The 25,905-nt window shown below is 36.1% G+C and carries 25 protein-coding genes and 1 pseudogene; 12 read left to right on the forward strand and 14 right to left on the reverse strand.

Annotated elements, in window-relative coordinates; translation table 11 throughout:
* Positions 1-115: 115 nt before the first annotated feature.
* Entirely contained in the window at positions 116-679 is a 564-nt protein-coding gene (gene ahpC, locus H4J73_RS15135) for an alkyl hydroperoxide reductase subunit C (protein ID WP_182177155.1), read from the reverse strand.
* Positions 680-971: 292 nt separating this feature from the next.
* Between ahpC and H4J73_RS15140 the strand changes: the two genes are divergently transcribed.
* Positions 972-1,874, forward strand: a complete 903-nt coding sequence (locus H4J73_RS15140) for a hydrogen peroxide-inducible genes activator (RefSeq protein ID WP_182177156.1) — start codon at positions 972-974, stop codon at positions 1,872-1,874.
* 242 nt (positions 1,875-2,116) lie between these two features.
* Here the strand turns inward: H4J73_RS15140 and H4J73_RS15145 are convergent, their stop codons facing one another.
* The gene (locus H4J73_RS15145; protein WP_182223622.1) at positions 2,117-2,299 is read right to left on the reverse strand and encodes a hypothetical protein; all 183 of its coding nucleotides are present in this window, start codon (positions 2,297-2,299) and stop codon (positions 2,117-2,119) included.
* A 184-nt stretch (positions 2,300-2,483) separates the two neighbouring features.
* Here H4J73_RS15145 and H4J73_RS15150 point away from each other — a divergent pair, with 184 nt between their 5' ends.
* From H4J73_RS15150 to H4J73_RS15160, 5 genes are all read left to right on the forward strand, one after another.
* On the forward strand, positions 2,484-3,890 hold the full coding sequence (locus H4J73_RS15150) for a YdgA family protein (protein WP_182223621.1): 1,407 nt from the start codon (positions 2,484-2,486) through the stop codon (positions 3,888-3,890).
* A 375-nt stretch (positions 3,891-4,265) separates the two neighbouring features.
* On the forward strand, positions 4,266-4,628 hold the full coding sequence (locus H4J73_RS20620; protein WP_259367852.1) for a hypothetical protein: 363 nt from the start codon (positions 4,266-4,268) through the stop codon (positions 4,626-4,628).
* A gap of 30 nt (positions 4,629-4,658) precedes the next feature.
* Positions 4,659-4,874, forward strand: a complete 216-nt coding sequence (locus tag H4J73_RS20625) for a hypothetical protein (protein ID WP_259367853.1) — start codon at positions 4,659-4,661, stop codon at positions 4,872-4,874.
* A 45-nt stretch (positions 4,875-4,919) separates the two neighbouring features.
* On the forward strand, positions 4,920-5,420 hold the full coding sequence (locus H4J73_RS20630) for a hypothetical protein (protein WP_259367854.1): 501 nt from the start codon (positions 4,920-4,922) through the stop codon (positions 5,418-5,420).
* 535 nt (positions 5,421-5,955) lie between these two features.
* Positions 5,956-7,971 (forward strand): methyl-accepting chemotaxis protein, encoded by a 2,016-nt coding sequence (locus H4J73_RS15160; protein WP_182223620.1) that lies wholly within the window; start codon positions 5,956-5,958, stop codon positions 7,969-7,971.
* 178 nt (positions 7,972-8,149) lie between these two features.
* Here H4J73_RS15160 and H4J73_RS15165 read toward each other — a convergent pair whose 3' ends face one another.
* From H4J73_RS15165 to H4J73_RS15175, 3 genes are all read right to left on the reverse strand, one after another.
* On the reverse strand, positions 8,150-8,401 hold the full coding sequence (locus H4J73_RS15165; RefSeq protein WP_182223619.1) for a hypothetical protein: 252 nt from the start codon (positions 8,399-8,401) through the stop codon (positions 8,150-8,152).
* A 20-nt stretch (positions 8,402-8,421) separates the two neighbouring features.
* Entirely contained in the window at positions 8,422-8,712 is a 291-nt protein-coding gene (locus H4J73_RS15170) for a phage integrase N-terminal SAM-like domain-containing protein (RefSeq protein WP_182223618.1), read from the reverse strand.
* 585 nt (positions 8,713-9,297) lie between these two features.
* On the reverse strand, positions 9,298-10,668 hold the full coding sequence (locus H4J73_RS15175; protein ID WP_182223617.1) for an FAD-binding oxidoreductase: 1,371 nt from the start codon (positions 10,666-10,668) through the stop codon (positions 9,298-9,300).
* A gap of 109 nt (positions 10,669-10,777) precedes the next feature.
* Between H4J73_RS15175 and H4J73_RS15180 the strand changes: the two genes are divergently transcribed.
* Positions 10,778-11,383, forward strand: coding sequence for a GNAT family N-acetyltransferase (locus tag H4J73_RS15180; protein ID WP_182223616.1), 606 nt, complete (start codon positions 10,778-10,780; stop codon positions 11,381-11,383).
* A gap of 227 nt (positions 11,384-11,610) precedes the next feature.
* Here H4J73_RS15180 and H4J73_RS15185 read toward each other — a convergent pair.
* The 3 genes and pseudogenes from H4J73_RS15185 to H4J73_RS15195 form a co-directional block, all read right to left on the reverse strand.
* Positions 11,611-12,951 (reverse strand): annotated as a pseudogene (locus H4J73_RS15185) (M24 family metallopeptidase).
* Positions 12,952-13,424: 473 nt separating this feature from the next.
* Positions 13,425-14,372, reverse strand: a complete 948-nt coding sequence (locus tag H4J73_RS15190; protein ID WP_182177167.1) for a class I SAM-dependent methyltransferase — start codon at positions 14,370-14,372, stop codon at positions 13,425-13,427.
* 370 nt (positions 14,373-14,742) lie between these two features.
* On the reverse strand, positions 14,743-16,296 hold the full coding sequence (locus tag H4J73_RS15195; protein ID WP_182177168.1) for an aminotransferase class V-fold PLP-dependent enzyme: 1,554 nt from the start codon (positions 16,294-16,296) through the stop codon (positions 14,743-14,745).
* A 307-nt stretch (positions 16,297-16,603) separates the two neighbouring features.
* Here H4J73_RS15195 and H4J73_RS15200 point away from each other — a divergent pair, with 307 nt between their 5' ends.
* The 5 genes from H4J73_RS15200 to H4J73_RS15220 all read left to right on the forward strand — a co-directional run bounded on the left by H4J73_RS15200 (position 16,604) and on the right by H4J73_RS15220 (position 21,318).
* Positions 16,604-18,409, forward strand: a complete 1,806-nt coding sequence (locus tag H4J73_RS15200) for a DUF885 family protein (protein ID WP_182177169.1) — start codon at positions 16,604-16,606, stop codon at positions 18,407-18,409.
* Positions 18,410-18,821: 412 nt separating this feature from the next.
* The gene (locus H4J73_RS15205; protein WP_182177170.1) at positions 18,822-19,028 is read left to right on the forward strand and encodes a hypothetical protein; all 207 of its coding nucleotides are present in this window, start codon (positions 18,822-18,824) and stop codon (positions 19,026-19,028) included.
* A gap of 402 nt (positions 19,029-19,430) precedes the next feature.
* Positions 19,431-20,387 (forward strand): lipopolysaccharide assembly protein LapB, encoded by a 957-nt coding sequence (locus tag H4J73_RS15210; RefSeq protein WP_182177171.1) that lies wholly within the window; start codon positions 19,431-19,433, stop codon positions 20,385-20,387.
* 209 nt (positions 20,388-20,596) lie between these two features.
* Positions 20,597-20,740 (forward strand): hypothetical protein, encoded by a 144-nt coding sequence (locus H4J73_RS15215; RefSeq protein WP_182177172.1) that lies wholly within the window; start codon positions 20,597-20,599, stop codon positions 20,738-20,740.
* Between the two features lie 197 nt (positions 20,741-20,937).
* A complete protein-coding gene (locus H4J73_RS15220) occupies positions 20,938-21,318 on the forward strand; it encodes a hypothetical protein (protein ID WP_182177174.1) in 381 nt (126 codons plus the stop codon).
* A 476-nt stretch (positions 21,319-21,794) separates the two neighbouring features.
* Here the strand turns inward: H4J73_RS15220 and H4J73_RS15225 are convergent, their stop codons facing one another.
* Genes H4J73_RS15225 through H4J73_RS15250 form a run of 6 tightly spaced genes read right to left on the reverse strand, consistent with a single transcriptional unit; the run spans position 21,795 to position 25,904 of the window.
* Positions 21,795-22,544, reverse strand: a complete 750-nt coding sequence (locus H4J73_RS15225; RefSeq protein ID WP_182177175.1) for a HesA/MoeB/ThiF family protein — start codon at positions 22,542-22,544, stop codon at positions 21,795-21,797.
* 40 nt (positions 22,545-22,584) lie between these two features.
* Positions 22,585-23,655, reverse strand: a complete 1,071-nt coding sequence (gene modC, locus H4J73_RS15230; protein WP_182223615.1) for a molybdenum ABC transporter ATP-binding protein — start codon at positions 23,653-23,655, stop codon at positions 22,585-22,587.
* Positions 23,648-24,370 (reverse strand): molybdate ABC transporter permease subunit, encoded by a 723-nt coding sequence (gene modB / locus H4J73_RS15235; RefSeq protein ID WP_182177177.1) that lies wholly within the window; start codon positions 24,368-24,370, stop codon positions 23,648-23,650. The genes modC and modB overlap by 8 nt, the downstream gene beginning before the upstream one ends.
* Complete coding sequence (gene modA / locus H4J73_RS15240) at positions 24,348-25,166, reverse strand: molybdate ABC transporter substrate-binding protein (protein ID WP_182223614.1); 819 nt, start codon at positions 25,164-25,166, stop codon at positions 24,348-24,350. The genes modB and modA overlap by 23 nt, the downstream gene beginning before the upstream one ends.
* A 2-nt stretch (positions 25,167-25,168) precedes the next feature.
* Complete coding sequence (gene moaE, locus H4J73_RS15245; RefSeq protein ID WP_182177662.1) at positions 25,169-25,645, reverse strand: molybdopterin synthase catalytic subunit MoaE; 477 nt, start codon at positions 25,643-25,645, stop codon at positions 25,169-25,171.
* 10 nt (positions 25,646-25,655) lie between these two features.
* Positions 25,656-25,904: a MoaD/ThiS family protein gene (locus H4J73_RS15250; RefSeq protein WP_182177179.1), complete on the reverse strand. Its 249-nt coding sequence runs from the start codon at positions 25,902-25,904 to the stop codon at positions 25,656-25,658.
* Between the last annotated feature and the right edge of the window lies 1 nt (position 25,905).

Consider the following 25,905-nt stretch of genomic DNA (forward strand, 5'->3'; position numbering starts at 1 on the left):
CTACCTCATTATTTAGATTGTTTGATTAACATAAAACATGTCATCTTATTGGATGGAATGAAGCGGAAGTCGTTAACGGTGATAACGACTTCCGCCAATTTAGAGCGTGCCTGACTTAAATTTTACCAACTAAGTCTAAACTAGGTGTTAAAGTGGCTTCGCCTTGTTCCCAAGCTGCAGGACAGACTTCACCATCGTTTTCACGAACGTATTGTGCAGCTTTAACATTACGCACCATGTCTTTCGCACTGCGACCAATACCGCCAGCATGTATATGAGCGACTTGAATAACACCATCGGGGTCGACTAAGAATGTACCTCGGTGTGCCATATGATCTTCTTCAATCATCACATCAAAACCACGGGTAATTGTGCCCGTTTGGTCACCGATCATTGGAAATTTAATTTTACCAATTGCTTCTGAAGAATCGTGCCATGCTTTATGTGAAAAATGGGTATCTGTTGATACGGAGTAAACTTCAACACCTAAGCCTTGCAACTCTTCATACTGGTTTGCCATATCTTCTAATTCAGTAGGACAAACAAAAGTGAAATCTGCTGGGTAGAATAAGAAGATTGACCATTTGCCTTTAGTGCTCTGTGATGTTACTTCAACAAACTCGTCGTTATGAAATGCTTGAGCTGTAAATTCTGGGATAGTTTTGCCTATTTGAGCCATGTGTAATTCCTCTGGGTTATAAAAATCTTTAGTTAAAAGGTTTTGTTTTAAAAGCATGTTTGCTTTCGATGTGGGTATACTAAAGTTAACTCAGTAATAAATAAATTTGATTAAATTGATTTTAATGTTCTAAAAAACAGAACTATTGAAATGAGCAGGCGCAATAGAGGGTGAATCCCCTGTTAAGATAATAAAGTTGAAATCGTAATTAAAACAGCAGCAAAGAAGATGACTAATTCCATAATTCTGATTAAAATAGCCTTTACGTTCAATAAAAATTATCATCAACAACATGATCTCAATAAAACAATTACACTATGCACTCGCCGTTGAAAAGACCTTACACTTTAAAAAAGCCGCAGAGGCATGCAACGTATCTCAATCAGCCTTAAGTACAGCAATCAATGAGCTTGAAAAGCAATTAGGGATGATCATATTTGAGCGTAATAACAAGCAAGTCTTAGTCACCCCAAAAGGGCAATTGATACTTAATAAAGCCAAAAGAGTAAAATTAGAACTAGACGAATTGCTGCAATTATCACAAAGTGATAACCAACCGTTTTCCAGCCCAATGACCCTAGGCGTTATTCCAACTATTGGCCCATACCTTTTACCTAAAGTACTGCCCGAGGTAAGACATCAATATCCAAATTTCAAATTAAGAATATTAGAAGAACAATCACATACTCTGATTGATATGGTTAGAACCGGAGCGATTGACGCAGCAATACTTGCGCTGCCTTATCCTGTAGAGGGGTTAATGAGCTTTGATTTCTGGCAAGAAGACTTTTATTTAGTCTGCCATAAAGATGAATGCCCTCAAATGATGGAAGAAATTACCAATGATGAGCTAGAGACGGAAAAACTAATGTTATTAAAAGATGGTCATTGCTTAAAAGAGCATGCATTAGCCGCCTGCCAATTACAAAACCCAAAACAAGGCTCTGATTTTGGTTCAGCAAGTTTACATACACTCATTCAAATGGTTGCGGGTAAACTGGGTACAACACTCGTACCGCAAATGGCATTAGACCAATTAACTCATAATGAATCGGAACTAAGAGCGATTCATTTGAATGAACCTGGGCCACATAGAACGATTGCCTTAATCATTAGACCTAATTATGTCAGAACTAGTGAATTAGGCCTGCTCAAAGCTATTTTTACAGCACAACTCACGCAAAAGTGTAGCTAATATTACCGGTTAGATACTTCAATTAAATAGAACTATATATTAAATTTTATCAAATTTACTGAATGTCGATGTTAGGCCACAATGGTTTTATCTTAAATACATCAGGTAGCCAAAATGAAAAACATTATTAATAACATCAAAAATATTTTTAATACAACAAGTGATAAAAAATCCGAGGTTAATTGTAACTACTCAAACAACTATTATGGTGATCAGTATTGCCAAGCAAATAAAAAATAGGGTTAATCAAAATCAATGACCCCTTCCTCATGCTCGGCTCGTTTAACAATACACGCTTTTAAACAAAACGCTGCAGACTCACCATCGAAGGTGGTGGTCTTTGCACTCAAAAAGTAAGATGGAATATACCATGGGTATTTTTCAACATCATCAGCAACCTTGACGATATCGTTTAAATAAAACATTTTAAAATTGCGAGATTATCTAAGAATTATTCACAGCAACATCAATGAAAGAATAAAGCTTTATTAGAAATAACTACTTTAAATACAATTAATTAAAAACATGAGATGATGGTTTATCTATGGAATCGGATATCATTTACAACAAATAATTTAACCATCCACACTATTAATATGGACTTACCTCATGAAAAAAACACTCTCAATAGTTATCACTATTATTCTATCGATTGGCCTCGTAGCCCCTAAATTGGTAGGGAATCAATTTTCGACAACACTTAATGTGATCGCTGAGAAAATGAATAATACGCCGAGTTATACTGTAGAAATTCAAACCATTAACTCACACTGGTTTTCTACCGACGCACTAGTTACCCTAAGTTTAGATACCACACACTTAACCGGGTTATCGGATCCAGCCCTTAGCGATGATGACTCTGTAGTTTTTGAAATAAATGCCCAACATGGTCCTTTCCTTTTTAATGAACAAAGTAACTTAGCTTGGTTATCATGGACTGCAAATGTTGATGGTGAAACACTTCGAAACAATCTTGATTGGTCAGATAATACAGACTTTTTCCAAGCTAATGGCTTAATAGACCTCCTTGGTGATTACGACTACCAAGATACCGTAACGGCATTCACTGCAAACATAACAGATGAAAACGTTAATTTAGTGTTTAGTGGTTATCAGGGAAATGGGCAATATAATGGGCAAGATCTTACCTACCAAGGTAATGTGGCAAAGTTAACAGCAACGTCTAATGAAGGTGATTTTTCCATGAATAATTTCACTGTAGATATGTTAGTTAACGCCTCATTAGAAGAAATATTTAATAACAACTTCTATGACTCTGCAACAACGGTCAACTTCTCTTCGATTAACTTTAACAATAATGAAAGTGAAATCATCAATCTTACCGACCTATATGTCTCTGCTTCATTATTATTAAATAAAGCAGAAAAATCAGCTAATATTCAGGTTGCTTATGGGATTAAAGCCGCAGATGTTAATGAGTACCAAGTTCAAGATTTAGCACTTGAACTAGCGATTAATAATATCAGTGGACAGTTTATTAAAGCCTACCAAGATTTTAGTCAAACACTAAGTGATAGCAGTGCGGAAGACATGCAAGAAAAAATGTTTAACTTTACACAAGAAAATTTACTTTTATTGCTCAGTGCTGGACCAGAAATTAATATCACTAGCTTACGAGGTACTTTTCCTGAAGGCAAAATGAATGGCACAATGCACACCAGTTTAGTTAATGTATCAGCATTACCAACGCCAATAGAAGATCAGCAATTTTGGTTTTCTCATGCACTCATGAATGGGGAAATAACGGGCGATAAAGCCATTATTGAATTGTTCGCTGAACAATTTATGAAGAAACAGCTACAAGCTAACCCGCAAACACAAGATATGACAACAGAAGAAATAGACAAAATGGCCGCTCAACAAGTGCCTCAAATGTTAAATATGTTAGTGGAGCAAGGCTTGTTAGTTGTAACAGACACCCATTACACAACTGATTATATTTTGAAGGACAGTCAATTTAAAGTGAATGAAAAGCTTATTCCACTGCCTTTTTAAACTGATTAGCCGCTATTATTTGTGGATCGTCAAACATAATGAGAAATGCGTCACACGATGAGAAAATTTAACATTTAAGTTACACCGGAGAAAATTTTTGTAACTCGTCAACGATCCAATAAGGTCAGCAAAGATACGATCAATGTCATTAACTTAAGGTTAATTTATTCATTTACAATAAGTTAGCTAATTGCTAACCTGCCTATGAATTAAAAATAGAGAGAAATCACCAATGAGCTGTTCAGTATTTAATTCAAATAGTACAAAAACTAACCAATGAAATTCATTCAACTGAGTTTTTAGAAAATCACCGCAAAAAACCTACCGATTTCACTCGAAACCGAACGCTGACTTTTCCTCGTTTAATGAGTTTTTATGTTGAATGCTCTTAACGGTTCAATTCAAGCTGAACTTTGTCGGTTTTTCAATGTTATCGATGATAGCTACTTGTCAAAAAAGTCAGTGAGTACCGCTGCTTTTTGTAAAGCTAGAATGAAACTATCTCATCAAGCATTTATTGAATTAAACGACGATTTAGTTCAAACGTTCTATGAAGCGGCAACCATTGATAAATGGCAAGGCCATAGACTGCTAGCTGTTGATGGCTCAGTCACACAATTACCTAAAACTGACAAACTACTTAAGCATTTTGGTAAAGCTCGTTCACATGCTGATATGCCTGCCGTGCGTCTTTCTCAACTTTATGATGTTAAGAATAATATTACTCTAGATTTATAGGTAGAAAGTCATTCAACAGGAGAGCGTGAAATGGCACTGAGGCACTTAACTAAAACCCAAGCAGGCGACTTAGTCGTTTATGACAGAGGTTACCCTGCCGTTTGGTTTTATAAATACCATAGGCTAAAAAATGTTGATTTCTGCATGCGCATTGTTAAAGGCTCTAATGTTGTTAAAGCCTTCTTAGAAAGTGGGAAATATAGTGATATCGTTGATTTTCCTTGTCTTGAAAAGTCTCTTCAATGATGCCGAAAAGATAAAATATCGACAGAGTCACTACAGTTAAGATTAGTGCGAGTTGACCTGCCATCAGGTGAGCCAGAAATTTTGGTTTCATCATTAACAGATATACAAGCTTATCCTACTGCTCTTTTCGCTGATTTATATTTCCAGCGTTGGGGGGTTGAAGAAGATTACAAAGTATTGAAAAGTCGTCTCAATATTGAGAATTATTCTAGTGTTTCTGTTGAAGGTGTTTTACAAGACTTACACGCTAAGCTATTGACTAAAAACTTTGCTGCTTCTGCAATCCATGATGCAAAACGAAAAATAAAGAAGCCAAAAAAAAATAGGCTCTATGAATATAAAATCAATTTCACCTTTGCGATAAGTCAACTGAAAGATAATATTGTTCGGTTCACAATGAAGTTAGCTGAGTTTAAGTTATACGAACTACTGATAAGTAAAATATCAAAAAATTTAAGTATTATTCGACCCAATCGTAAATTTTTTAGACAAGACCGTAGAAAAAAGACAAATAAGTACCCAATGAATTATAAACGTATGTGTTAAATCCTTAAGTTAATGACATTGAAGATACGATAGTGGACGTTCCCAAAAGATAAAAACATGGTCTATTGATGATAACTTTTTGCCAATAACCTGTTAAGGCTGAATGAGAAAAAAACCAACATTGCCGCCAGTCATTAAGTCGCATTGGGATGACTTCAAAGTGATCGTTATAGTCATCAATACATAGCTTTATGCCCTATATTTGCTGAGACACTATTTATGCCATGTTACTGAAAGTCTCATTAATATATGTCAGACAGTTAAGCTCAACTGTCTCACTATAGCAGAGCACTTACAATACAGGGCTTTGCAAGATCCAAAATACCAATATAGGAATTTGATATATTCTATGTGTATTTTTATTTAATTTCTATAAAACACTTCCCTTAGCCCCTTTCAATCAAAAAACAAGGTTTAACAAAACAATGCGCATTAACAAAAGCGTGTTAGATGTCAAATCCTCGCTAAATCAATAATGTCATGCTAATTTTAATAATAATGATAATGATAATGATAAGTTGAGGTGTGAACAGTTATGATTAAAAAACTTAAAATAAGCTCAAGGTTAGCAGTAGGCTTTTTACTGCTAATATTGATATTTACAATATCATCCGTTAATTCAATATTTGAAATTACCACTATTACAAAAAGCGCCAATAAAGTTGTTGAGTTACGCATACCTACCGCACAGGCAAGTGCTAGTGTATTAAATGGTGTCAATCATGCCCTTGCTGCATTAAGAGGGTGGATGCTATTAGGTAAAGATAAGTTCAAAGATGAACGACAGTCAGCCTGGGACATTGAAATAACCCCCGCAATAGCAACATTAGATAAAATGTCGGCTAATTGGACAAATCCTAAAAACATAATTAAGTTAAAAGAAATAAAAGCCTTGTTAAAAGACTTTAATCAAGAGCAGAAAAATATAGAAAATATAGCACAAACTCTTCAAAACATACCTTCAATTGAAATGCTATATCAGCAAGCCGTACCCCAAGCGTCTATTATGTCTAAAGAAATAACAAAACTCATTGATATCGAACTAAATCTTAAAGCAAATAGTGAAAGGAAAGCTTTACTAGGAATGATGGCGGATGTTCGTGGTTCGTTAGGTTTAGCACTTGCTAATATCCGTGGTTACTTATTATCAGGGGAGACTCATTATCGTATCACTTTTGAGCAGTTATGGGATAAAAATCAACGCAGGTTTTCAGATTTAAAGACACAACAAGCCATATTGAATGCTGAACAAAAAAAATCACTAACAATATTTTCAGAAGCAAGGGCTGTTTTTTCACCTTTACCAAAGCAAATGTTGGACTCTAGAGGACAAGATGACTGGAATTTAGCTAATCATTGGTTGGCATCGAAAGCAGCTCCCTTAGGATTTAAAATAAAAATAATTTTAAGTGATATGGCTATTAATCAAAAAACGCTATTAAAAAATGATGCTAGTATTTTGGTTGCTAGCAGTAATAGAGCTGTATCAATGGCTTGGGTATTACTTGTTGTAGGTGTTATTGTTGCAATTAGCTTAGCCGCAATAATCATTAGAAGTATTATCCCTCCCCTTAATTCCATATCTAAAAAATTATTTCAAATAAAAGACAATAATGATTTAACCATTAGTCTTGATAACCAAGGCAGTGATGAAATTTCAGCTATGGCTGATGCTTTGAATGATTTATTTAGCACATTTAAAGTGTCTTTACATGAAGTTTCAAGTGCAAGTAATCAAATATCAGTAACCGCAAAAGAAACATCAGTAATTTCAAATCAAATAGTAAATTCTATTCAAAATCAAGCAGAGCAAACAGAGCTAATTGCAACAGCTATGAATGAAATGACCGCGACAACGAAAGAAGTAGCTCAAAGTATATCTATTTCCGCTGATGCTTCTGATGAAGCTCATGAGCATGTAAGTACCGCCACAGAAATCATGAATAAAACTATTCTTACTATTAATGATTTAGCATACAAAATATTGAACACCAGTCAAACGGTTAATGAAGTAGAGCAAAATAGTATTAAGATAGCTAATGTACTCGAGGTAATTAATTCAATAGCTGATCAGACCAATCTATTAGCATTAAACGCTGCTATTGAAGCAGCTAGAGCAGGTGAACAAGGCAGAGGTTTTGCAGTGGTCGCAGATGAAGTGCGAGCGTTAGCGGCAAGAACACAAGAGTCTACTGGTGAGATCAGTTCCATTATGAATGACTTACAACAAAGTGCTAAAAATGCTGTTACCTCTATTACCCAAAGCAAAGAGCAAGTTGATGAAGTTGTTAATCAAGCTCAGTTATCTAGCGAAGTACTTGTTACTATTTCAGAAGTTATTACAAATATAAATGATATGAGTAACCAGATAGCTACTGCATCAGAGGAACAAGGTGTTGTAGCAGAAGAAATAAATATGAATGTTGTTAATATTAATGATAAAACCCAAGAAAATGTTGAGGCTATAACGGAATTATCAAAAGCAGGACGTGAATTGGCACAGTTATCTGTACAGATGCAAACTTTAGTATCAAGGTTTAAAGTTGTATAACTATAGCGTCAAATTTCATCTCAAATATAACAATATGTATCTGTACTAGCGTTTTTTTTGTGTATAAATATTAGTGATTAGATTACAAATATCAGCATTATATCTGAAATTAATGTATTCCACTCGTTATGTGGGCATTGGAATACAACTATGCTGGTCATTAAAGAGAGTTGTTTTATTAAATGTAATCAAGCCCCTTAATCACAGAATAAAGTGAACGTATGATTTTATGTGTCTTAAGCTCTTGCGCTATTTGACTAGCCGAAAAATCCTTAGGCATCTTTTTTAATTTGGCTAAATCGGTAAAAGTGCTACTTGATTCAAGTAACTTAAGTAACGTTACTTTTATTGCTTGGTTTAAGTTTTCATTAAGAAGTATCTCGATACGGCTTCGTTCATTTGATAAAGCGGTTGATATAGTGTCTTGCATTGCTGTGTAACCACCACAGGTCAGACCCTTGCAGCAACCTCTGACTTGTCTAGGGTTATCTCGAAAAAGAACTTTAATGCGGTTAGCGTGGCATTGACTGTGATGCTCGAAACACCGTGATTAACCATAAAAAATTGAAATTCATGCAACTCTTCTTGGGTGGTGGCTTTAGGTAAGTGTTGTAAATATTGACAGAGTTTGTTATCACCACGGACATACGCAATTTGTGTTTTAGTGGCAAGTTTACACATGATCATGTCTTCGTTAAACCGTTTGCGTAGTTGTTCTGAAAAGTATGGGCTGATGTTCATAGGATATTCTCCAATCTAAGATGAGGCGACATGCATCAAGACTTAGTGTAGGAAAAAGTGAATGTGTATAGGGATGAACGATGCTAACCAAACACACCGTTACCGCGGAGCGGTTTAGTTCTTAGAGCTTAAACCAGCCCAACAAACAACCAGTAAATTTTGGTTGGAATTGTCTTGAATTTGATCGTGTATTCACAAAACATTAATGTCCGCAATTGGCTAATAAGTGACCATTCAGTACATAGCTTAAGAGGTTTTTAAATTTTCTTATTTGTTGTGACATTTTTTATAGTTTTCTCACGACTTTTGACGTAAATTTTTCAGTTGATTTAACTCAATATAGCTACAGCCAAGAAAGTCCTGAACGAGAATTCTCATTATTAGTGAAGATCCACATATTGACTAAAAGCCGTTAAGCTATTGAGTTATTTATACGTGTAACTTAACGCCTAATGTAGAAGAAAAAATAAGGGCCGTTTTGAAACAAGCGGCATAAACTCTCACTAAAATCTTTCAGGTTGATCAATTTTAGACAACCTGAAAATCACTAATGCTCTGCATAATGACATGAGATAGCATCAATCACTAAAACCATTCATCTTTTACTTTTCCATAATGAAAATATCCCCATTGTCCAACACGTCTCAAAGGCGCGAATGGAAATTTAGGTAATTCACAGTTATACAGTGGAAGATTTTCTATTGCGGAGTCGATAGCTTTTTCAGCCACTTTTTCAGCTAAACGCTTACCTGCTTGCACCGAAAATGACACACCTGATCCACAATAGCCCATGCTATAAAAAATATTTTTCTTCGTGTTTTGATAAATATGAGGTAAGTCGTCTAAAGACATACAGATCCAGCCTGACCAAGCATACTGGTAATTAAGCTTAGCTAAAGGTGGAAAACTTGTTTTTAATACCGCTAATAAGCGCTGAGCGTAATAAGGATCATCCGCAGACTTACCCGTTATAGCGCCACGGCCACCAAATAAAATACGGTTGTCTGGTAGCTTTCGGTAATAGTATTTGAGCGCACGCGTATCCATCACAACATTAGACGTTAAGAAGTTACACTCTGCAAGCTGCTGTTCTGACAGTGGTTCAGTGACAATAATTTGTGAAAGCACCGGTAAAGTTCGGTCTGTTGTTAATGAATGAAAACCCTTGGGTGTATAGCCATTAGTTGCAATAACAATTTTTTTAGCATTAACCACACCTTTAGGTGTAATTAATTTTTGTTGATGTCCTTCATCCAGTATTTCTAATACGGGTGAACTGGTGTGAACTTTAGCGCCAGCTTCACGTGCTAATCGTTGATAACCCCATGCCAGTTTTAGCGGATTCAAACCAAAACCATCTTGATAACGAATAGCGCCATAAGCATTTTTATCGTCCATGTATTGTTGACGAACTTCGTTTTTCGTTAAAATTTCTACATCACTATTTTTGATACCCGCAAAGGTTTTTTGTTGAAGTTTTGCTTGGCTAATAAGCTCGGCCAACTTACTTGGTTTATGAGCAACTTTTAAAAAACCACGTGTTTGTACGTCGCAATCAATGCCTTCAGCGATGAGTGACTTTACCGTTTCTACGCCTGCACACATTTCATCATAAATGCCGCGCATTACCTCTTCACCCCACTTCTGCGCCATATCGCTATAAGATTTACGACCTGAAGACTTTAAAATAAAGCCCGCATTTCTCCCGCTACAACCCCAAGCTGATTGATTGGCTTCTAGTACATGCGCTTTAATACCATGCTCACGCGCTAAATATAATGCACAAGAAAGCCCTGTATAACCTGCACCAATGATTGCAACATCAACGTCGACATCTTGACTAATTTGTCCATCACTTTGTGGGGCATTATTTTGTATATCAGCATTTTCAGCCCAATAGCTATCAGGGTATGCTTCGCCGCAACCGGGCGATTTGTCATGTAAGGGATCGTACATCTTTTTAACACTGCTCTAATAAAGAAAACCACGGAAACCTTACCGTATTTATTATAAATTTGCTAAGCTGAATGTCTAAAATACAATTTTATTTAAATAAATAGTCAACATGAAAAAACAGAGCAAAGTGGAAAACCCTCAAGTGTCTTACCGTGAGATGTTACCTAACGATTTTTCAGCAATAATCGCTTTGGGTACGGCTGTTCACGGGGCGGGTTATATTGATGATTCAAACATGAACATCTGGTATAACAAAGGCTTATTGAAACCGCACGGTGGTGTCGAAATAAACGCAAACTTTGTTGCTTACCTTGGTGAGAAACTGATTGGTTTTCGATTAACTTACGCGATTAATCAATGGGAAATTGACTCATGGTGTAGCCCTAAACTATGGCTGCACCCTACCGATAAAGTCTGTTATTTCAAATGTAATACGGTTGATGAAAACTATCGAGGTTATGGCGTGGGCAGTCAGCTACTCAAATTATCAACACAAGCAGCGATTAAACAAGGTGCAACTGCTGGCATTAGCCATTTATGGAAACAAAGCCCCGGTAATAGTGCCGTAAAATACTTCACAAAATGTGGTGGCGTATTAATTAAAGAGCATCCTGAACGTTGGAATGAACTCAGTAAACAAGGTTATGAGTGCCCTGCTTGTAATGATGAGTGCCACTGTGTTGCAGCAGAAATGATCATCAGCTTTGAAAAATGATCCTTGTTGTCATTGAACAATAGAGGTATTTACAATTGCTTCGTTATCGATGAACACCAAGGTCTACAGGTTATTGCTAACGGCTTTATATCAGACAATGATCCGTTGAATGAATCAAGGTTATCGTTGTTAGCTTTAGCTTTAGCTTTAGCTTTAAAATAGGGTTGACTCAGAATCACTCAGCAACCCTGCTTAATAATGAAAATAATAGGTAAAATATATTGCGACTATTTAATAATATGTAACGTAGTTTGTCGACCATCAATATACCGAACACTGTTACCATCAAAAAAGGCTTCTTCTTCCAGCATAATTCTAATTTCCTTATCCCACATTTTCAAAAAATAGGCATTGTTAAGCTCAATAGAGTAGGCGGTATTAGCATGTAAAGGATATTCTCCACTGCCAACAACCCCTTGCTGAGAATCCCACATACCAAGAGTAGTACCCGCCGCATGGCCGTGATAACCAATAGGATGAGTATAAATTGTTGGTTTAAGATCCTGTTTTATCGCCTGTTCTCTCGCACGTTTTAATATGTCGTTGCCTGTTCTTCCTACTTTAAACTGATCAGTAAAAATATCCTGCAGTTTAAGACCACTGTTAAATGCAGAAACAAGTTCTTCTGGTGGGCTCATCTCGCCACTATTTAAGACATAAGCATGCTGTTGTGTATCGGTATTCAATCGCAAATAGCTAATACCAAAATCAACATGTAATAAATCGCCCGCCTGAATAACATTATCTTGGTAGCCATTAGTAAAACTATCAACATCATCAAATTTATTGTTATCTTTTCGTTGAATATTAATACTTGGATGAAACCATGTTTGTAGTTTTAACTCTCTAACTCGCTATCTAAACCACCACACTAAATCGTTAGATGTCGTTTTACCGACTTTAATAACTTCATTAGAGAAGCCTTGCGCTATAATTTCATGAGCAATCGCAACAACATTTTCATATATTTCGACTTCTTCAGGTATACGATGCTCTAACCAAGCAACACCTAACGCCTCGGCAGAAACAACCCTTGATTGATATTTACCAGGTAAGATCGATAAAAATTTATCTTTATCTGTAGCAACTACCCCGTCGGCATGTGCCCAAAACTCGGACTGATTAATACCAATTTTTTTAGGGTTTATTTTTGTTATCAACGTCAGTAATGCTTGCCATTGATCCGGATGTTTAGTCTTGTCCCAAGCCTTTTCAAAAACACTACCGACTTTATAAGGGGCAATAGCAAAGGCATTGACCTGACCTTTTTTATCATTTGAAAAAACTAATATGGTGGTTCGACGTGCAGAAAGCCAAGTGGCAGGCAGTAATGTTTTTAAAATAGGATCTTCATTATATTCTCGACTGATCATCACCCACATATCGATACCCGTTTCATCCATTAAACGCGGCAGCAGTTTCGATACTCTTTTCTCAGTGATCTTATCAATAAAAGCAGCACGCTCTTGCATAGACAAAATTGTCTGCACTGCTTTTTGCTCTGCAATAGCAGAACTACAGAATAGAATCGGCCAAGCGATTAAAAATAATCTAAGAAATATTTTCATTAAAAGCTCTCAAATTTAAAGTTAATTCAACATACTACCAACAAATTGTAAGCAGTAAAAATAAAAAAGTAAGCGAAATGCTTATTTATACTGCCAATAGTTTATACAAATATTTGAGTTGATTTTAGTCGATGGCTTTCAAATTCATCCTCATTATTATCACAAAAAGCAGCCATGTTAATGTTTAAGTGATATCAATAGGATTGTCGATGAACAACAGGGTAAATATTTTATCCGTAGTACTGACAATATTGATAAAAGTCATGGTGACTTATAGATATTTATCGAATAAAAATTGATTAAGGTATGACAATAAAAGAAAAGATCATTTTCTATATAAAAATGATCTTAACATGAAGGTTTACATACAATGGCTTACGTTAGCTTTGCTTGATGCCAGTACTCAGAAAAAGTAAGTTCAACGTTGAAGGTTACTTTGTTACTTATGCTCCTAACTTGTGCGACTAAATGTATTAAATTTTTTCGAACACGGTAACTCTTAGCTTTCGATCAACATTGTCATCAGGAAAATCACACTCACTGGTAAAGCGCTCAGTCATTTTCAATGTATCAGACGATGACGCTATAATCTCAGCATCTGATTGATCCCATGTAGCATCATAACGATGAAATAAGCAAATTAACCAACCTCCAGGGTTCAAAAGCTTTGAACAAAGACTGACTAATCGTGAAAAGTCTTGTCCCTTAGGCTGATGTTCTGAATAAGGTGATTTATATACTTTCGGTGGAGGGTCTAAAATAATACCATCGAACCGCTGACCATTCTTTATCGCTTTAGGTAAATGCTTATAGATATCACCCTGTATAAAGCTGCGAGTTCCAAAATCCATGCCATTTATTTCATAGCTATTTTGGATACGTGGTAACAACGCTTTCGATTTGTCGAGATGAATGGCTGCTTTTGCACCACCTTTTAAAGCGGCTATACCAAGACTTCCCGTAAATGAAAATAAGTTAAGTACACGGCGTCCTTCACTATTATGAGCTAACCATTTACGAACAGGGCGCGCGTCGAGATACAAACCACAGTTATGCATCGCATCAGGCAGTAACCCATAAGATATGCCGTATTCTTTAGCGAACTTTGGTGCATCTGAAATGTCACCATGCAACGCATACATTCTATCTTTCAACCGCAAACCGATTGATTGATCGCCTTTAGCCAGAATAAGTGTGAAGGGAAAACACTGTAAAAGCGCATCTTTAATCTCGTCAAGGTCATCACGAATGTCATCTTTGTATTCAACGATAACCATTGTGCCAAATTTTTCAATAACGACACCTGACGCGCCTTCTGTGTAACCATGGAAAACACGCCAACAATCAAATTCATCAGACTCAAGTAAGTCTTTTCGATCATTCCATGCTTTTTCGATTAGCTCGTGCCAATTTAGTGTCAAATCTATGCCCTGCCCGTAAGTATCTTTTCGTGTTTATTGTTGGTATTCGTTAACAAGTAAGTTAATAAATACCGACAATCGCTTAAATATTGTAAGAACGGATGGCTCCCCATAAACATCCTAGAAAATCAAAGTAATAACAGGACTCAGGAACTCGAACTTATTAATTGGCATTATAACGAACTACCCATGTGTTAACACTGATATCGACACAGAAACAACGCGCTTAATAAAACAGAACGTACTTAGATATATCCATTTAACATACATAGTATATAAAAACGAAAATGTTTTACTTCCTAATAGGGCTAACTATTGAGTAAGCACTTAATCTTCAACACAACCACCATGCTATTTACATAAGTAAATATTAACCGAAGATTTTTTTGAGCAATGAAGGTGAGGCGTTAAGTTCAAGCACCTTTTCTTTTGCGGTTGGCATAACGTCAACATTGGTTAGCGCTAAGGCATTAAAATCAGTAAGACTTGGATAGTTCACCGCAAAATTTTTGTGCTCAAAATCACCGGTAGCAGGGTTAAATCGATATTCTTTTGCCCACTCAATAATGTTTTCAGTCACTTGGTTAATCGCTTCAACAATGTATCTTACTTCTTTGTCAGAGGTGGTAGGATGAAATGAAGCACGGATCCAACCGGGTTTTTCCGCATAGTCACCCATATTTATTTTTTCAGTGATCTTATTTGAAGTATCGTGATCAACATTTAATAATATATGGCCATAAGTCCCTGCACATGAACAGCCTCCACGTGTTTGAACACCAAATTTATCGTTAAGTAAACGCACTACTAAATTATAATGAACATTGGGTATATAAAAAGAAACAATCGCTAAACGGTCTTTAACATTTTTCTCTAACATCACTACGTTGTCATTTTTTGCTAATTCGTCCATTACATAATCAGTAATTTCTTTTTCGCGAGCGGTGATCTTATCAACGCCCATGGCGTTTTTAACTTTTATCGCCAACGCGGTACGAATACATTGTAGAAAACCCGGAGTACCACCGTCTTCACGCATTTCGATGTTATTAAAAAAGCTATGCTCGCCCCACGGATTTGTCCACGTTACCGTTCCGCCACCAGGATGATCTGGCACTTTATTTTTATAGAGCGCTTTATTAAAAATAAGAACACCTGAGCTACCTGGGCCACCCAGAAATTTATGTGGAGAAAAGAAAATGGCGTCTAAACTCTGTTTTGAATTTGTTGGATGCATATCAATATCGACATAAGGCGCCGAACAAGCAAAGTCAACAAAACATAAACCGCCATGTTCATGCATTATTTCTGCTAACTCATAATAGGGTGTTTTAATACCAGTAACATTTGAACAAGATGAAAATGAGCCTATTTTAACTTTTCGATCTTGGTATTTTTCAAGTAATAAATTCAAGTGTGCTAACGAGGGTAAGCCGCTGCTGTCAGGGTCAACAATTTCTAAAGTTACGTCACACTCATACCATGTTGTTTGGTTTGAATGATGTTCCATATGGGTAATAAAAACGACTGGCTTATCGCAGTCATCAAATTTCACTTGATCTTGCATACGCTCAGGAATGCGCAAACCCAAAATGCGTTGAAACTTGTTAATAACACCGGTCATTCCTGCTTCTGCTGTAATCAGTACGTCATTGTCACAAGCATTTACATGACGCTTTATTATTTTTTGTGCATCATGATAAGCATTCGTCATGGCACAACCTGTTAAATTAGTTTCGGTATGCGTATTCGCAACAAAAGGACCTAGGGTATTCGTAATATAGTTTTCAATCGGCGCGTAAAGTCGACCACTTGCTGTCCAATCTGCATAGACAATATCTAATTGCTGGCCATTAATTTCATGTGTTAACGACTGACCAATAATATTATTTCTAAAGGGAAGAAAGTGATTTTCAAGTGACATTATTTTTAGCTCGCGGGTTGTTTCGATAAAATAATTCTAACAAAAAACCAAATACGAGCAACCATAAACCAAGATAAACACAAAATACGCAAAATAATTTCAAATAACAGTAATTAGGAGAAATACAGTCTACATTAAACACTTATATGTTCGGCTAACGAAAACTCATTTTTTAACAAAAATGATAAAATGCTTGAGTTTATTTGTATTTAAGCTGATTAGTAAAACAATTCGTCGTACAAAACTGTTTACTTGCAGAAAATTACGTTACGTTAAGGGTCGTTTTTTCACGTCAGAATGTATAAACATGAACTTTTCTTTAGGTCAATTGCTCGTTGTACCCGCGATTATAATTACCCTTAGCGCTTGCCAAATAGCAAGTAACAATGCAGCTTCAACTCAGAACACAGCCAATAAAAAATTTGATGCTGCGGTTCAGCAACTATTAAATCATCGTTCAAGCAAAGGACTTTATAAACAAGATAATGTCGAAAATGAAGTCGAGAAGAAAGAAAATTTATGGCCTGATTTATCACCGCAAGCCTTAGAGAAAAAATACCAAGAACGCCTAGTAATAGCATCGGTATTTGAAGCGATCAATCAAGATGCCCTTTCAGACGATAACCAGATTAATTATTCCATTATCAAGGCGCAACTCGATAATAATATCGCTAACTATCACTTTAAATCACATTACATGCCATTCAAATCTGAGTCTGGTTTTCACTCAAATTTAAATTTTGTTATTAATAATACAAAATTTAGAACAGAAAAAGATATTGAATTATATCTAAACAAGCTATCGGCGCTTCCTGAATATTTCGATCAAAATATTTATTGGATGCAGCAAGGGTTGGCAACCGGTATTACGCAGCCTCAAGCGGTATTAGTTGGCTATGAACAATCGATACTTGCCTTTATTCCTGAGCATATTAAAGATTCTGAGTTTCTTAAACCTTTTACCACCGCATCTAATTTAATTAACGCTAAAGTCCTAGAGGATAAAAAGCAGCAGCTTATTATAATATTAGAAGCCCAAGTGATTCCTGCTTATCAGGGCTATTATGAATTTTTTACCCAAGAATATTTTCCCAATGCACGTAAAAGCATCGGTGTTTCCGAAACGCCTAACGGTAATGAGTTTTATAGCAACCGTGTAAAGCATTACACCACAACAGACATGACACCTGAGCAAATTCATGCATTAGGCTTAAATGAAGTTAAGCGTATCCGCAAAGAAATGGCTGAGATTATTGCAAAAACGGGATTTGAAGGGTCTTTCACTGAGTTCACGCATTTTCTACGTACAGATCCACAATTTTACGCGAAAACACCATTAGCGCTAATTAAAGAAGCTTCATACATAGCAAAACAAATGGATGCAAAATTACCCACCTTATTTAAGCATTTACCACGGTCGCCTTATGGGGTTGCACCTGTGCCAGAAAGTATTGCGCCTAAATATACTACGGGCCGTTATATTCGTGCGCAAAACGATAGTCAGCCGGGTTATTATTGGGTAAATACCTATGCATTAGATAAGCGCCCTCTTTATGTATTACCTGCCCTTACGTTACATGAGGGCGTGCCGGGACATCACTTGCAAATCTCGCTTAATAGCGAATTAGATAATTTACCATCATATCGCCAAAATGCTTATATTTCGGCCTTCGGTGAAGGCTGGGGTTTATATGCTGAATGGTTAGGCATTGAAGCGGGAATTTATAAAGATCATTACAGTAACTTTGGCCGATTAACCTATGAAATGTGGCGTGCCGCTCGTCTTGTGGTTGATACGGGTATGCATGTTAAAGGCTGGTCAAGAGAGCGCGCGATTAACTTTATGACTGATAACACTGCACTCTCAACCCATAATGTAACAACAGAAATTGATCGTTATATTTCTTGGGCAGGACAAGCGTTATCCTACAAAATTGGTGAGATAACCATCAGAAATCTACGTAAAAAGACAGAAGCTAAATTAGGAAAAAACTTTGATGTGCGTGAGTTTCATCATCAAATTTTGAAAAATGGCTCGGTACCTTTACAAGTGCTAGAAGACCAAATTAACGCTTATATTAAAGCAACATTAGTAATGTTTGCTGAAAAATAGACTAAAACCAGTAAAAAAATAATTATCTTTAACGTAAAAAACTAAAATTTATATTAATTTGTTCAACAATATAAAATTATATTCAGCCGTTAGTTCATAGATTAATGTGGATGATTGTTCCGACCTCACAAAATAAAGTATTTATTTTTCCTCTACCTCTAATACTTTCAACATTAACATTGGCCAAACTATTGTTATATGTAAGGTAGACTTTTATTTTTCTATGACGTAGCCCACCCCAAAAAGTTAATAACTTGTGAGCATTGAATTAAAATTTAGTTAAGGGGTGGATAAAAACAATAATGTAGAATTAAATGATTAATTGAAACGTTTGAAGTTGAAGAGCTAGAAGAGCGTTTAGAATTTGCAGGTTGTCATTGGGGTAATAGTGTTGGTGCAGAGGGGGCCATACATGAAGATGATGGTAATATTGCTTGCATTAACTACTATGATTATCTCTATCATCGGCTGTGACGAAAATAAAGCTGAAATAAAGAGCATTGACGGTGAATACAGTTCTGTTAGTTCATTAGAGAAGAATAGTAAAGCAGAAGTAAAACTTGACGTATTTATTAATTTTTCATGTTTACATTGTTATAACTCCCACAAAATAATGTAGACCTTACAAAAAAAATATGGAAAACGACTAGCTGGCATATTTAGACCTTTAATCAAAAAAGGCACTAACGATAGTATACTGAGGCTTTTTCATATAGCGCACGAAGAAAATAAAGAAGCTCTTGCTATAGAGTCATTCTACCATGCTAAATTTAAAGAAAATTTAGATTTATCTGAGCCTGAAGTTATCGTGAATATTGCTAAAAAATTAGAACTCACAAATGAGTATCATAAAATGAATCGAAAAAGTGTGCAGTTAGCTTTGTATTAGAAAAAATATCCAAAAATTACTACTGGGAAAGCTTTTTAACGGATAATGGGAAAGGTAAACTTTGGGTAGTTAAAATATTGAGAAAAATTTTAATAAAATCTCAGTACTATACAAATTCACAATGGAAAAATAATGACATTGATTCATAAAATACGAAAAACTTGGTTATATATACTATTTTTTGCCTTGAATTTTTTATTGGTTAGCGCATCAGCACAGACTTCATCTGCTGTCACTATGTCAAAAGGCAATCACTTATATCAACAAGCACAACAAGCTGAAGAAGATAAACAATACGAAAAAGCGTTAGAGTATATTGAACAAGCTGAGATACTTACGTCAAATAATAGTGAAATTTATCTATTACACGCCAAAATTTTTAGCAAACTAATAAACAATGCCAGCATATTTAGTATTAGGGGCTATTTTGTTGGTATGCGTGAAAATTTGGAGAAAGTTCTGCAGTTAACGCCAAATCATATTAAAGCAAAGCATTTGCTTGTTGATCTTTATATGATGCTGCCTGGTTTTTTGGGAGGAGACAAAGAAAGGGCACAAATATTAGCAGACCAACTTCATAAGCAAGATCCAATCGAAGGGAATATTGCCAACGCTAATATTCACATACAAGAAGAGAGTTATTCCGCGGCTATTCATTTACTCCAAACAAGCATAGCTTTAGCCCCTCAAAGATTAAAAATACAAATAGATCTTGCCGAGTTACTCAGCAAAGTAGGAGAAAATGTAGAGGCTATGTCACTCTATTTGTCATTAAGCGGATATATTCAAAATATGGAATCAATGGATGATAATGCATCCCAGCAGCTATCAATTGTCTTATGGGAGATAAGTGCCCTTGCATTACAAGAAAAAAATTACTTTATCGAAGCTGAATCGGCAATGACAACTTATATTAAATTACATAATTCAGATGATAAAAAACTAGGTAGGGGTTATATGCGACTTGCAGATATATACCTATCACAAGATAAAAGTGATTTTGCAAAAACTTTACTTAACAATGCAAAAACAATCATAAATAACAAAAAAACAATTGATAAAATTAATAATAAACTCAAATCTATATGACAAAAGTAATGAAATACGTAGTATTAGTTGATGAAAAAACAATGTATTAGGGACTAGAAATAAGGCAGACGTCCATAGGGAAAAACACCATTATATAGAGCATGTTCTGTTTTTATTTTTGATAATAAACAACGTTTATTGCTACAGCAAAGAGCAGTACATAAAAAACATGGCCATTAGTTTGGTCAAACTCTTGCTGTGGCTACCCTATGTTGACAGAATCAAATATCGAAGCGGTTAAAAGGCGATGTCAATTTGAGTTAGGCATTGATGTTCTAGAAGTTACCATTGCAATTATCAGCTTATTTATCAAAGAGTTATTGGTGATTGATTTACTCTATCTTGGTTGTTAGATATAACGGTGAATTAAATATTAATACCGATGAGGTAAAATCTACACAATGGATTCATTGGAAGAATTGGTTACAGCAAATTGAAACTTCATCTAACCTCTATTCACAATGGTGTATTGAAGAAAGTTACATACCGGAACGGTCAAAAAATTTTAAATAATGGCTTTCACAAATCAATAGTTATCCTCCCAAGAGTAATGAAACTGACTTTTTTTAATAAAAACTATATAGCGCTCACTGCTTCTGTTGTTATTCACGTGATTATTTTACTTTCATTAAAAGGGGTCGTGCCCTCTTTACCTGAAAAAAAATTAGCACAAAAAAAAATCATCAAAAGTTATTTATATAATTCATCAATAGATGAAATCAAAATCATCAAAAGTAAAGACATAATCGATGCTCAAAAAACTAATAGCTACATTGTAAAATCAACTAAAGTTGATAAACATGAATTGCCAAAACCAGAAACAAGTAAAACGATTACAAATAACGGTCCTGCTTCAAATAAGATAAAAAACACACTAAAGTCAGCCACAACGGTGAGTACTTCAGTATCAAAAAAACCTGAAGAAAATTAGAATAAAGTAATTGATTTTTCTGCATATGAACAATTGAATAAATTAAAATTGTCTATTAATAATAAAGTAATTAAAGAAGCGCTAGTTGAGTCTCAACGTTTTGAGTCCATGTCTTTAATGCATGCAGATCCTGAACCTGTCCCTCACTCAATAACAAAAACTGAAAGCGTACTTGAAGGGGCGAAAAAAATGAATATGAGGACCTCTCATTATGGTAATACCACAGTATATAAAGATAACAATGGTCTCTGCACTAGCGTTACTGATATGAGTTATTTAGGTCTTGGACCCATGAAGAAAACTCGAATACGTCGATGTAGTGAATCTAAATTTGACAAAACATTTCGCCTTCATATGAAGGACGTTTTAAGAAAACTAGGAAAATAAACTTATTAAAACTCTCAGTTATTGATATAGAAAATTATAAGTTTACCGTTTAACCAAGCAGGTAAACTGCCTGACTAGTAAGATATAACTTAGCAATCGCCACAAACTGGACAATCGGGCTGTTTTTTCAAGCTAAATTGTTGCCATTGGTTTGATAAACCATCAAACATATTTAGCTGGTTAATATGTATCGCATTGCCTGTTAATAACTTTATGGCTTGCAACGATTGCATACCTGCAACAATCGCTAATACAGGTCCGACAATACCTACGGTTTGGCAGTTATTTGTTGGCGCTTTTTCACTGGCAGGAAATAAGCATTGATAACAGGCACTTTCTGGGTCACGAGGGTCAACCACTAACTGTTGACCGTCAAATCCCGTAGCTGCCCCCACAATTAATGGCGTTTTTTTATCAACACACACTTGGTTCAATAAATAACGCGTCGCGATATTATCAGTACAGTCGATTACCACATCGACCTGCTCAATATAATAGTGAGCTAATTCTGTATCGAGCATTTCATCAATCACCTCAACCGTAATATCACTATTATGCTGTTGTAATTTTTCTGCGCCAATATCCGCTTTATTTGTACCAACATCACTTTCGGTAAATAATATTTGCCGTTGTAGATTAGTTATATCAACGTTGTCGCCATCAGCAATAAACAAAGTACCAACGCCTGCTGCAGCTAAATATAAGCTCACTGGGTTACCTAAGCCGCCCATACCAACAATGAGTACTTTAGCATCGCGCAAAGCTAACTGGCCATTCTCACCTATTTTTTTTAGCATAATTTGGCGACTGTAACGTAGTTGTTCGTGTTGAGATAACATAAGCAGCATAGTTTCCTAAAGAAGATTAATAACGTTTACATTAGCGCAGTGAACGCACTGCATTCGCTTTAAATTGAATAAATATACTTTGGCCTATCGTTAACGATAAACGTTTAGCTGACCATGTAGTGATCGTCACAAAGAATTTTTGCTCCGAACAAGTTACAGTTAACAGCACTTGCTTATCACTTTTGTCAAAACAGGTTATGGTCCCAAACAAATGATTAACAATAGAGCTTTCGATAGGCTCATGTAAGGTGATACTAATATCACTTGCCGCAATAATACAGCGTACTTTTTTTGCTTTGTTAGGCTCATGATCACAAGCAATAAATATTTGCTGTTCGCCCAATGCTAAGCTTGTTAAACCGTACTCAGGTAAGTGCGATTTTACAGTTAACGACAAACTGGTTTGGTGCAATATTTCGTTATTTGTTGTCAATTGATGAATAACTTCGTGGATATCACCATGATGACTCACTTTGCCAGACGATATCACCAACAAATTATCAGCAAGCTGTTGAAGCTCGTCTAAAGAATGGCTGACGTATAGCATGGGTAAATTAAGCTGCTGTTTCACTTTTTCGAGTACGGCTAGTAATGTTATTTTATTTCTATCATCGAGAGCACTCAGCGGCTCATCAAGTAATAATAATTGGGGCTCTGCTAACAAGGCTCTTGCTAACGCTACTCGCTGTTGTTCCCCCCCAGATAGTTGAGTAACGGCTTTACCAAGCAAGGGTTTTAATTGCGTTAATTCGATTATTTCTGAGAAATCAAGGACACAATTCTTATTACGTTTTTGACCGTAATGCAGGTTATCTTCAACACTTAAATGAGGGAATAAACGACTATTTTGAAAGACTAAGCCGATATTACGTTGCTGCGGAGCCACAAAGGTTTTTGTTGCACTGTTAAGTAGTTCATCGTTATCAATAGATAGTGTGCCGTGCGCCTGCTTTTCAAGCCCTGCGATCACTTTTAATAACGTCGACTTTCCTGAACCTGAATGCCCAAAAACGCCGGTAATACCACACAAGGATATTTTTTCGTCGACAGACAATAAAAAGTCGTCATGTTGAACAATAAAATTAAGCGCTAATTCAGCCATCAATTAAGCCTCTTTGATTTATTCGCTTATTTTTAGTTGGACGATTAAGTAAATAAATCAACGACAATAAAACAAGAGAAGAGATGACTAAACTGATTGAAATAATATGCGCTTGAGCATAGTCAAACGCTTCAACATGATCAAACAAGGCGATTGAAAGCACACGTGTTTCACCAGGAATATTACCGCCAATCATCAAGACCACACCAAACTCCCCTACCGTATGAGCAAAGCCTAAACTGGCTGCGGTAATAAAGCTCGCTTTGGTAATTGGTAATACAATCGTGAAAAATCGATCAAAGGCGCTAGCACCTAACATAGCAGCCGCTTCTAATAAGTCGTCACCCAATTGCTCAAAAGCCTTTTGCAGTGGCTGAACAACAAAGGGGAGTGAATACAACACTGAACCAATAACAATGGCCGAAAAACTAAAGGCGAGTTGTTGTCCCGTTGCTTGTTGCCAAATTTGTCCGGGCAAATATTGCGGCGAAAATAGCAGTAATAAATAAAAACCCAATACGGTTGGAGGTAAGACTAAAGGTAAAGCCACTAAAGCCTCGATAAAAACTTTCGCTCGACTTTGCATTTTAGCGAGAAACCATGCTAGCGGAGTACCGATTAACATCAGAATAATGGTGGTAATACCTGCCATTTTAAGTGTGGTGATCAGCGCAAGAATATCAGGATGGGTATTATTCACGGGTGTTACCTTCATCTTTCATTCCATTGAGTTTCGCATACCCTGATTCAGCAATAAATTGCTGAGCTTGCTTGCTCATTAACAATGAAACAAAACGCTGGGCTTGTTGAATGTTTTTACTGCGCTTTAAAATCACTAATTGCTGTTTTATTGGCTGATGGAAATGAGAAGGTATTAACACGCCCTTAAAATGGTTCAACACTAATTGGCTATTACTGACGATACCTAAGTTTACCGCTTGTGAACGTGTTTGCTGAAACGTTTGAATAATATTAATACCTTGAATGAGCCTTGTTTTATAACTGTCCCACAATTGTAAATGTTCTAACACCTGTTTTGCCGCTTTTCCATAAGGAGCAATTTTAGGATTAGCGATAGCCAAACGGTGCTGGTTATTTTTCAAAGCAGTCAACACATCAGTGGTGATCTCTTTTTTGGCAGACCAAAGCGCTAACGCCCCATAAGCATAAGTTTGCTGACTATCTTTAACCGCTAAATCGGCTGTAGTTAATAATTGTGGTCGCTTAGTATCAGCAGATAAGAATACATCAAAAGAAGCGCCATGTTGAATTTGAAGAAATAAGGTACCGCTAGAAGCAGCAATAATTATGGGTTTAGGAAAATTTTCTTGATTGAGGTTAAAACGCGCTAATAGTTTTGTTAAGGTCGGGGCGAAGTTAGAAGCTACGGCAATACGTAAAGGTTTATCATCGAAGCCTAACGTGTTTTTAGCCCTAACGTCAGTTGATGAAAGAAATAGCAGCACGATAAATATAAAGCTAGCTAATGCACGAGTTAGCAATAAGCTCACCGCTATTTACTCCACGCCTGTGCTTTTTCTTTATCACTGGTTTTCGCTTCTAACCAGCTTTCACCCAGTTCAGTGAGTTCTTTTTTCCAAAACGGTGCTTTTACTTTCAAAAAATCCATAATGAATTCGTTAGCGGCAAAGGCATCTTGACGATGCTTGCTGGTTACACCCACAAAAACAATTTGTTCACCAATGGCTAACTGACCTATACGATGAATAACTTTTACGCGGCCAATATTCCAACGTTGTTTCGCTGTTTCAATAATTTCAGCTAACAGCTTTTCAGTCATGTCTGGGTAATGCTCAAGGAATAACCCTCTTACTTTTAGCCCTAAATTATTATTGCGCACGCGACCGCTAAAAGTCACTACTGCGCCATCTTCAACGTTATGTTTCTCTAAAAGATTAACTTCAACACCGTGATCAAAGTCTTCGGTTTGAATACTAATCTCTGGGTAGTTATTAATGAGACTCGTCATATTCACTATTTTATCCTCCGGTGACGGGTGGAAAGAAAGCGACTTCGTCTCCTGCTTTCACCGAAAAGTCACGATTAACCATTTGATGATTAACCGCACAAAGTAATGAATTATTCGTTAAATAATGTTGCCAGTCATTATTTTGTTGCCCTAAAGCCAATTTTACTTCTGCAACGGTATTAACGTTCGTCGCACTTATTTCAGTACCGCCACAGCCGAGTTCTTCACGTAGAGCAGCAAAAAATATCACTTTGATCATG

This window comes from Colwellia sp. MB3u-41 (assembly GCF_014076845.1).
In the GTDB taxonomy this organism is placed as follows: Bacteria; Pseudomonadota; Gammaproteobacteria; order Enterobacterales; family Alteromonadaceae; genus Colwellia_A.

Excerpts from the sequence above, each read along its gene's own strand:
- H4J73_RS15170 (WP_182223618.1), bottom strand. The coding sequence starts at position 8,712 with ATGAACATCAGCCCATACTTTTCAGAACAACTACGCAAACGGTTTAAC.
- H4J73_RS15215 (WP_182177172.1), top strand. The coding sequence starts at position 20,597 with ATGTTGACAGAATCAAATATCGAAGCGGTTAAAAGGCGATGTCAATTT.
- H4J73_RS15220 (WP_182177174.1), top strand. The coding sequence starts at position 20,938 with ATGAAACTGACTTTTTTTAATAAAAACTATATAGCGCTCACTGCTTCT.
- ahpC (WP_182177155.1), bottom strand. The coding sequence starts at position 679 with ATGGCTCAAATAGGCAAAACTATCCCAGAATTTACAGCTCAAGCATTT.
- H4J73_RS15165 (WP_182223619.1), bottom strand. The coding sequence starts at position 8,401 with ATGCAAGACACTATATCAACCGCTTTATCAAATGAACGAAGCCGTATC.
- H4J73_RS15200 (WP_182177169.1), top strand. The coding sequence starts at position 16,604 with ATGAACTTTTCTTTAGGTCAATTGCTCGTTGTACCCGCGATTATAATT.
- H4J73_RS20625 (WP_259367853.1), top strand. The coding sequence starts at position 4,659 with ATGGCACTGAGGCACTTAACTAAAACCCAAGCAGGCGACTTAGTCGTT.
- modC (WP_182223615.1), bottom strand. The coding sequence starts at position 23,655 with ATGGCTGAATTAGCGCTTAATTTTATTGTTCAACATGACGACTTTTTA.
- H4J73_RS15140 (WP_182177156.1), top strand. The coding sequence starts at position 972 with ATGATCTCAATAAAACAATTACACTATGCACTCGCCGTTGAAAAGACC.
- H4J73_RS15160 (WP_182223620.1), top strand. The coding sequence starts at position 5,956 with ATGATTAAAAAACTTAAAATAAGCTCAAGGTTAGCAGTAGGCTTTTTA.
- H4J73_RS15150 (WP_182223621.1), top strand. The coding sequence starts at position 2,484 with ATGAAAAAAACACTCTCAATAGTTATCACTATTATTCTATCGATTGGC.
- H4J73_RS15175 (WP_182223617.1), bottom strand. The coding sequence starts at position 10,668 with ATGTACGATCCCTTACATGACAAATCGCCCGGTTGCGGCGAAGCATAC.
- H4J73_RS15180 (WP_182223616.1), top strand. The coding sequence starts at position 10,778 with ATGAAAAAACAGAGCAAAGTGGAAAACCCTCAAGTGTCTTACCGTGAG.
- H4J73_RS15225 (WP_182177175.1), bottom strand. The coding sequence starts at position 22,544 with ATGTTATCTCAACACGAACAACTACGTTACAGTCGCCAAATTATGCTA.
- H4J73_RS15250 (WP_182177179.1), bottom strand. The coding sequence starts at position 25,904 with ATGATCAAAGTGATATTTTTTGCTGCTCTACGTGAAGAACTCGGCTGT.
- moaE (WP_182177662.1), bottom strand. The coding sequence starts at position 25,645 with ATGACGAGTCTCATTAATAACTACCCAGAGATTAGTATTCAAACCGAA.
- H4J73_RS20620 (WP_259367852.1), top strand. The coding sequence starts at position 4,266 with ATGTTGAATGCTCTTAACGGTTCAATTCAAGCTGAACTTTGTCGGTTT.
- H4J73_RS15210 (WP_182177171.1), top strand. The coding sequence starts at position 19,431 with ATGACATTGATTCATAAAATACGAAAAACTTGGTTATATATACTATTT.
- modB (WP_182177177.1), bottom strand. The coding sequence starts at position 24,370 with ATGAAGGTAACACCCGTGAATAATACCCATCCTGATATTCTTGCGCTG.
- H4J73_RS15195 (WP_182177168.1), bottom strand. The coding sequence starts at position 16,296 with ATGTCACTTGAAAATCACTTTCTTCCCTTTAGAAATAATATTATTGGT.
- H4J73_RS15145 (WP_182223622.1), bottom strand. The coding sequence starts at position 2,299 with ATGTTTTATTTAAACGATATCGTCAAGGTTGCTGATGATGTTGAAAAA.
- H4J73_RS15205 (WP_182177170.1), top strand. The coding sequence starts at position 18,822 with ATGAAGATGATGGTAATATTGCTTGCATTAACTACTATGATTATCTCT.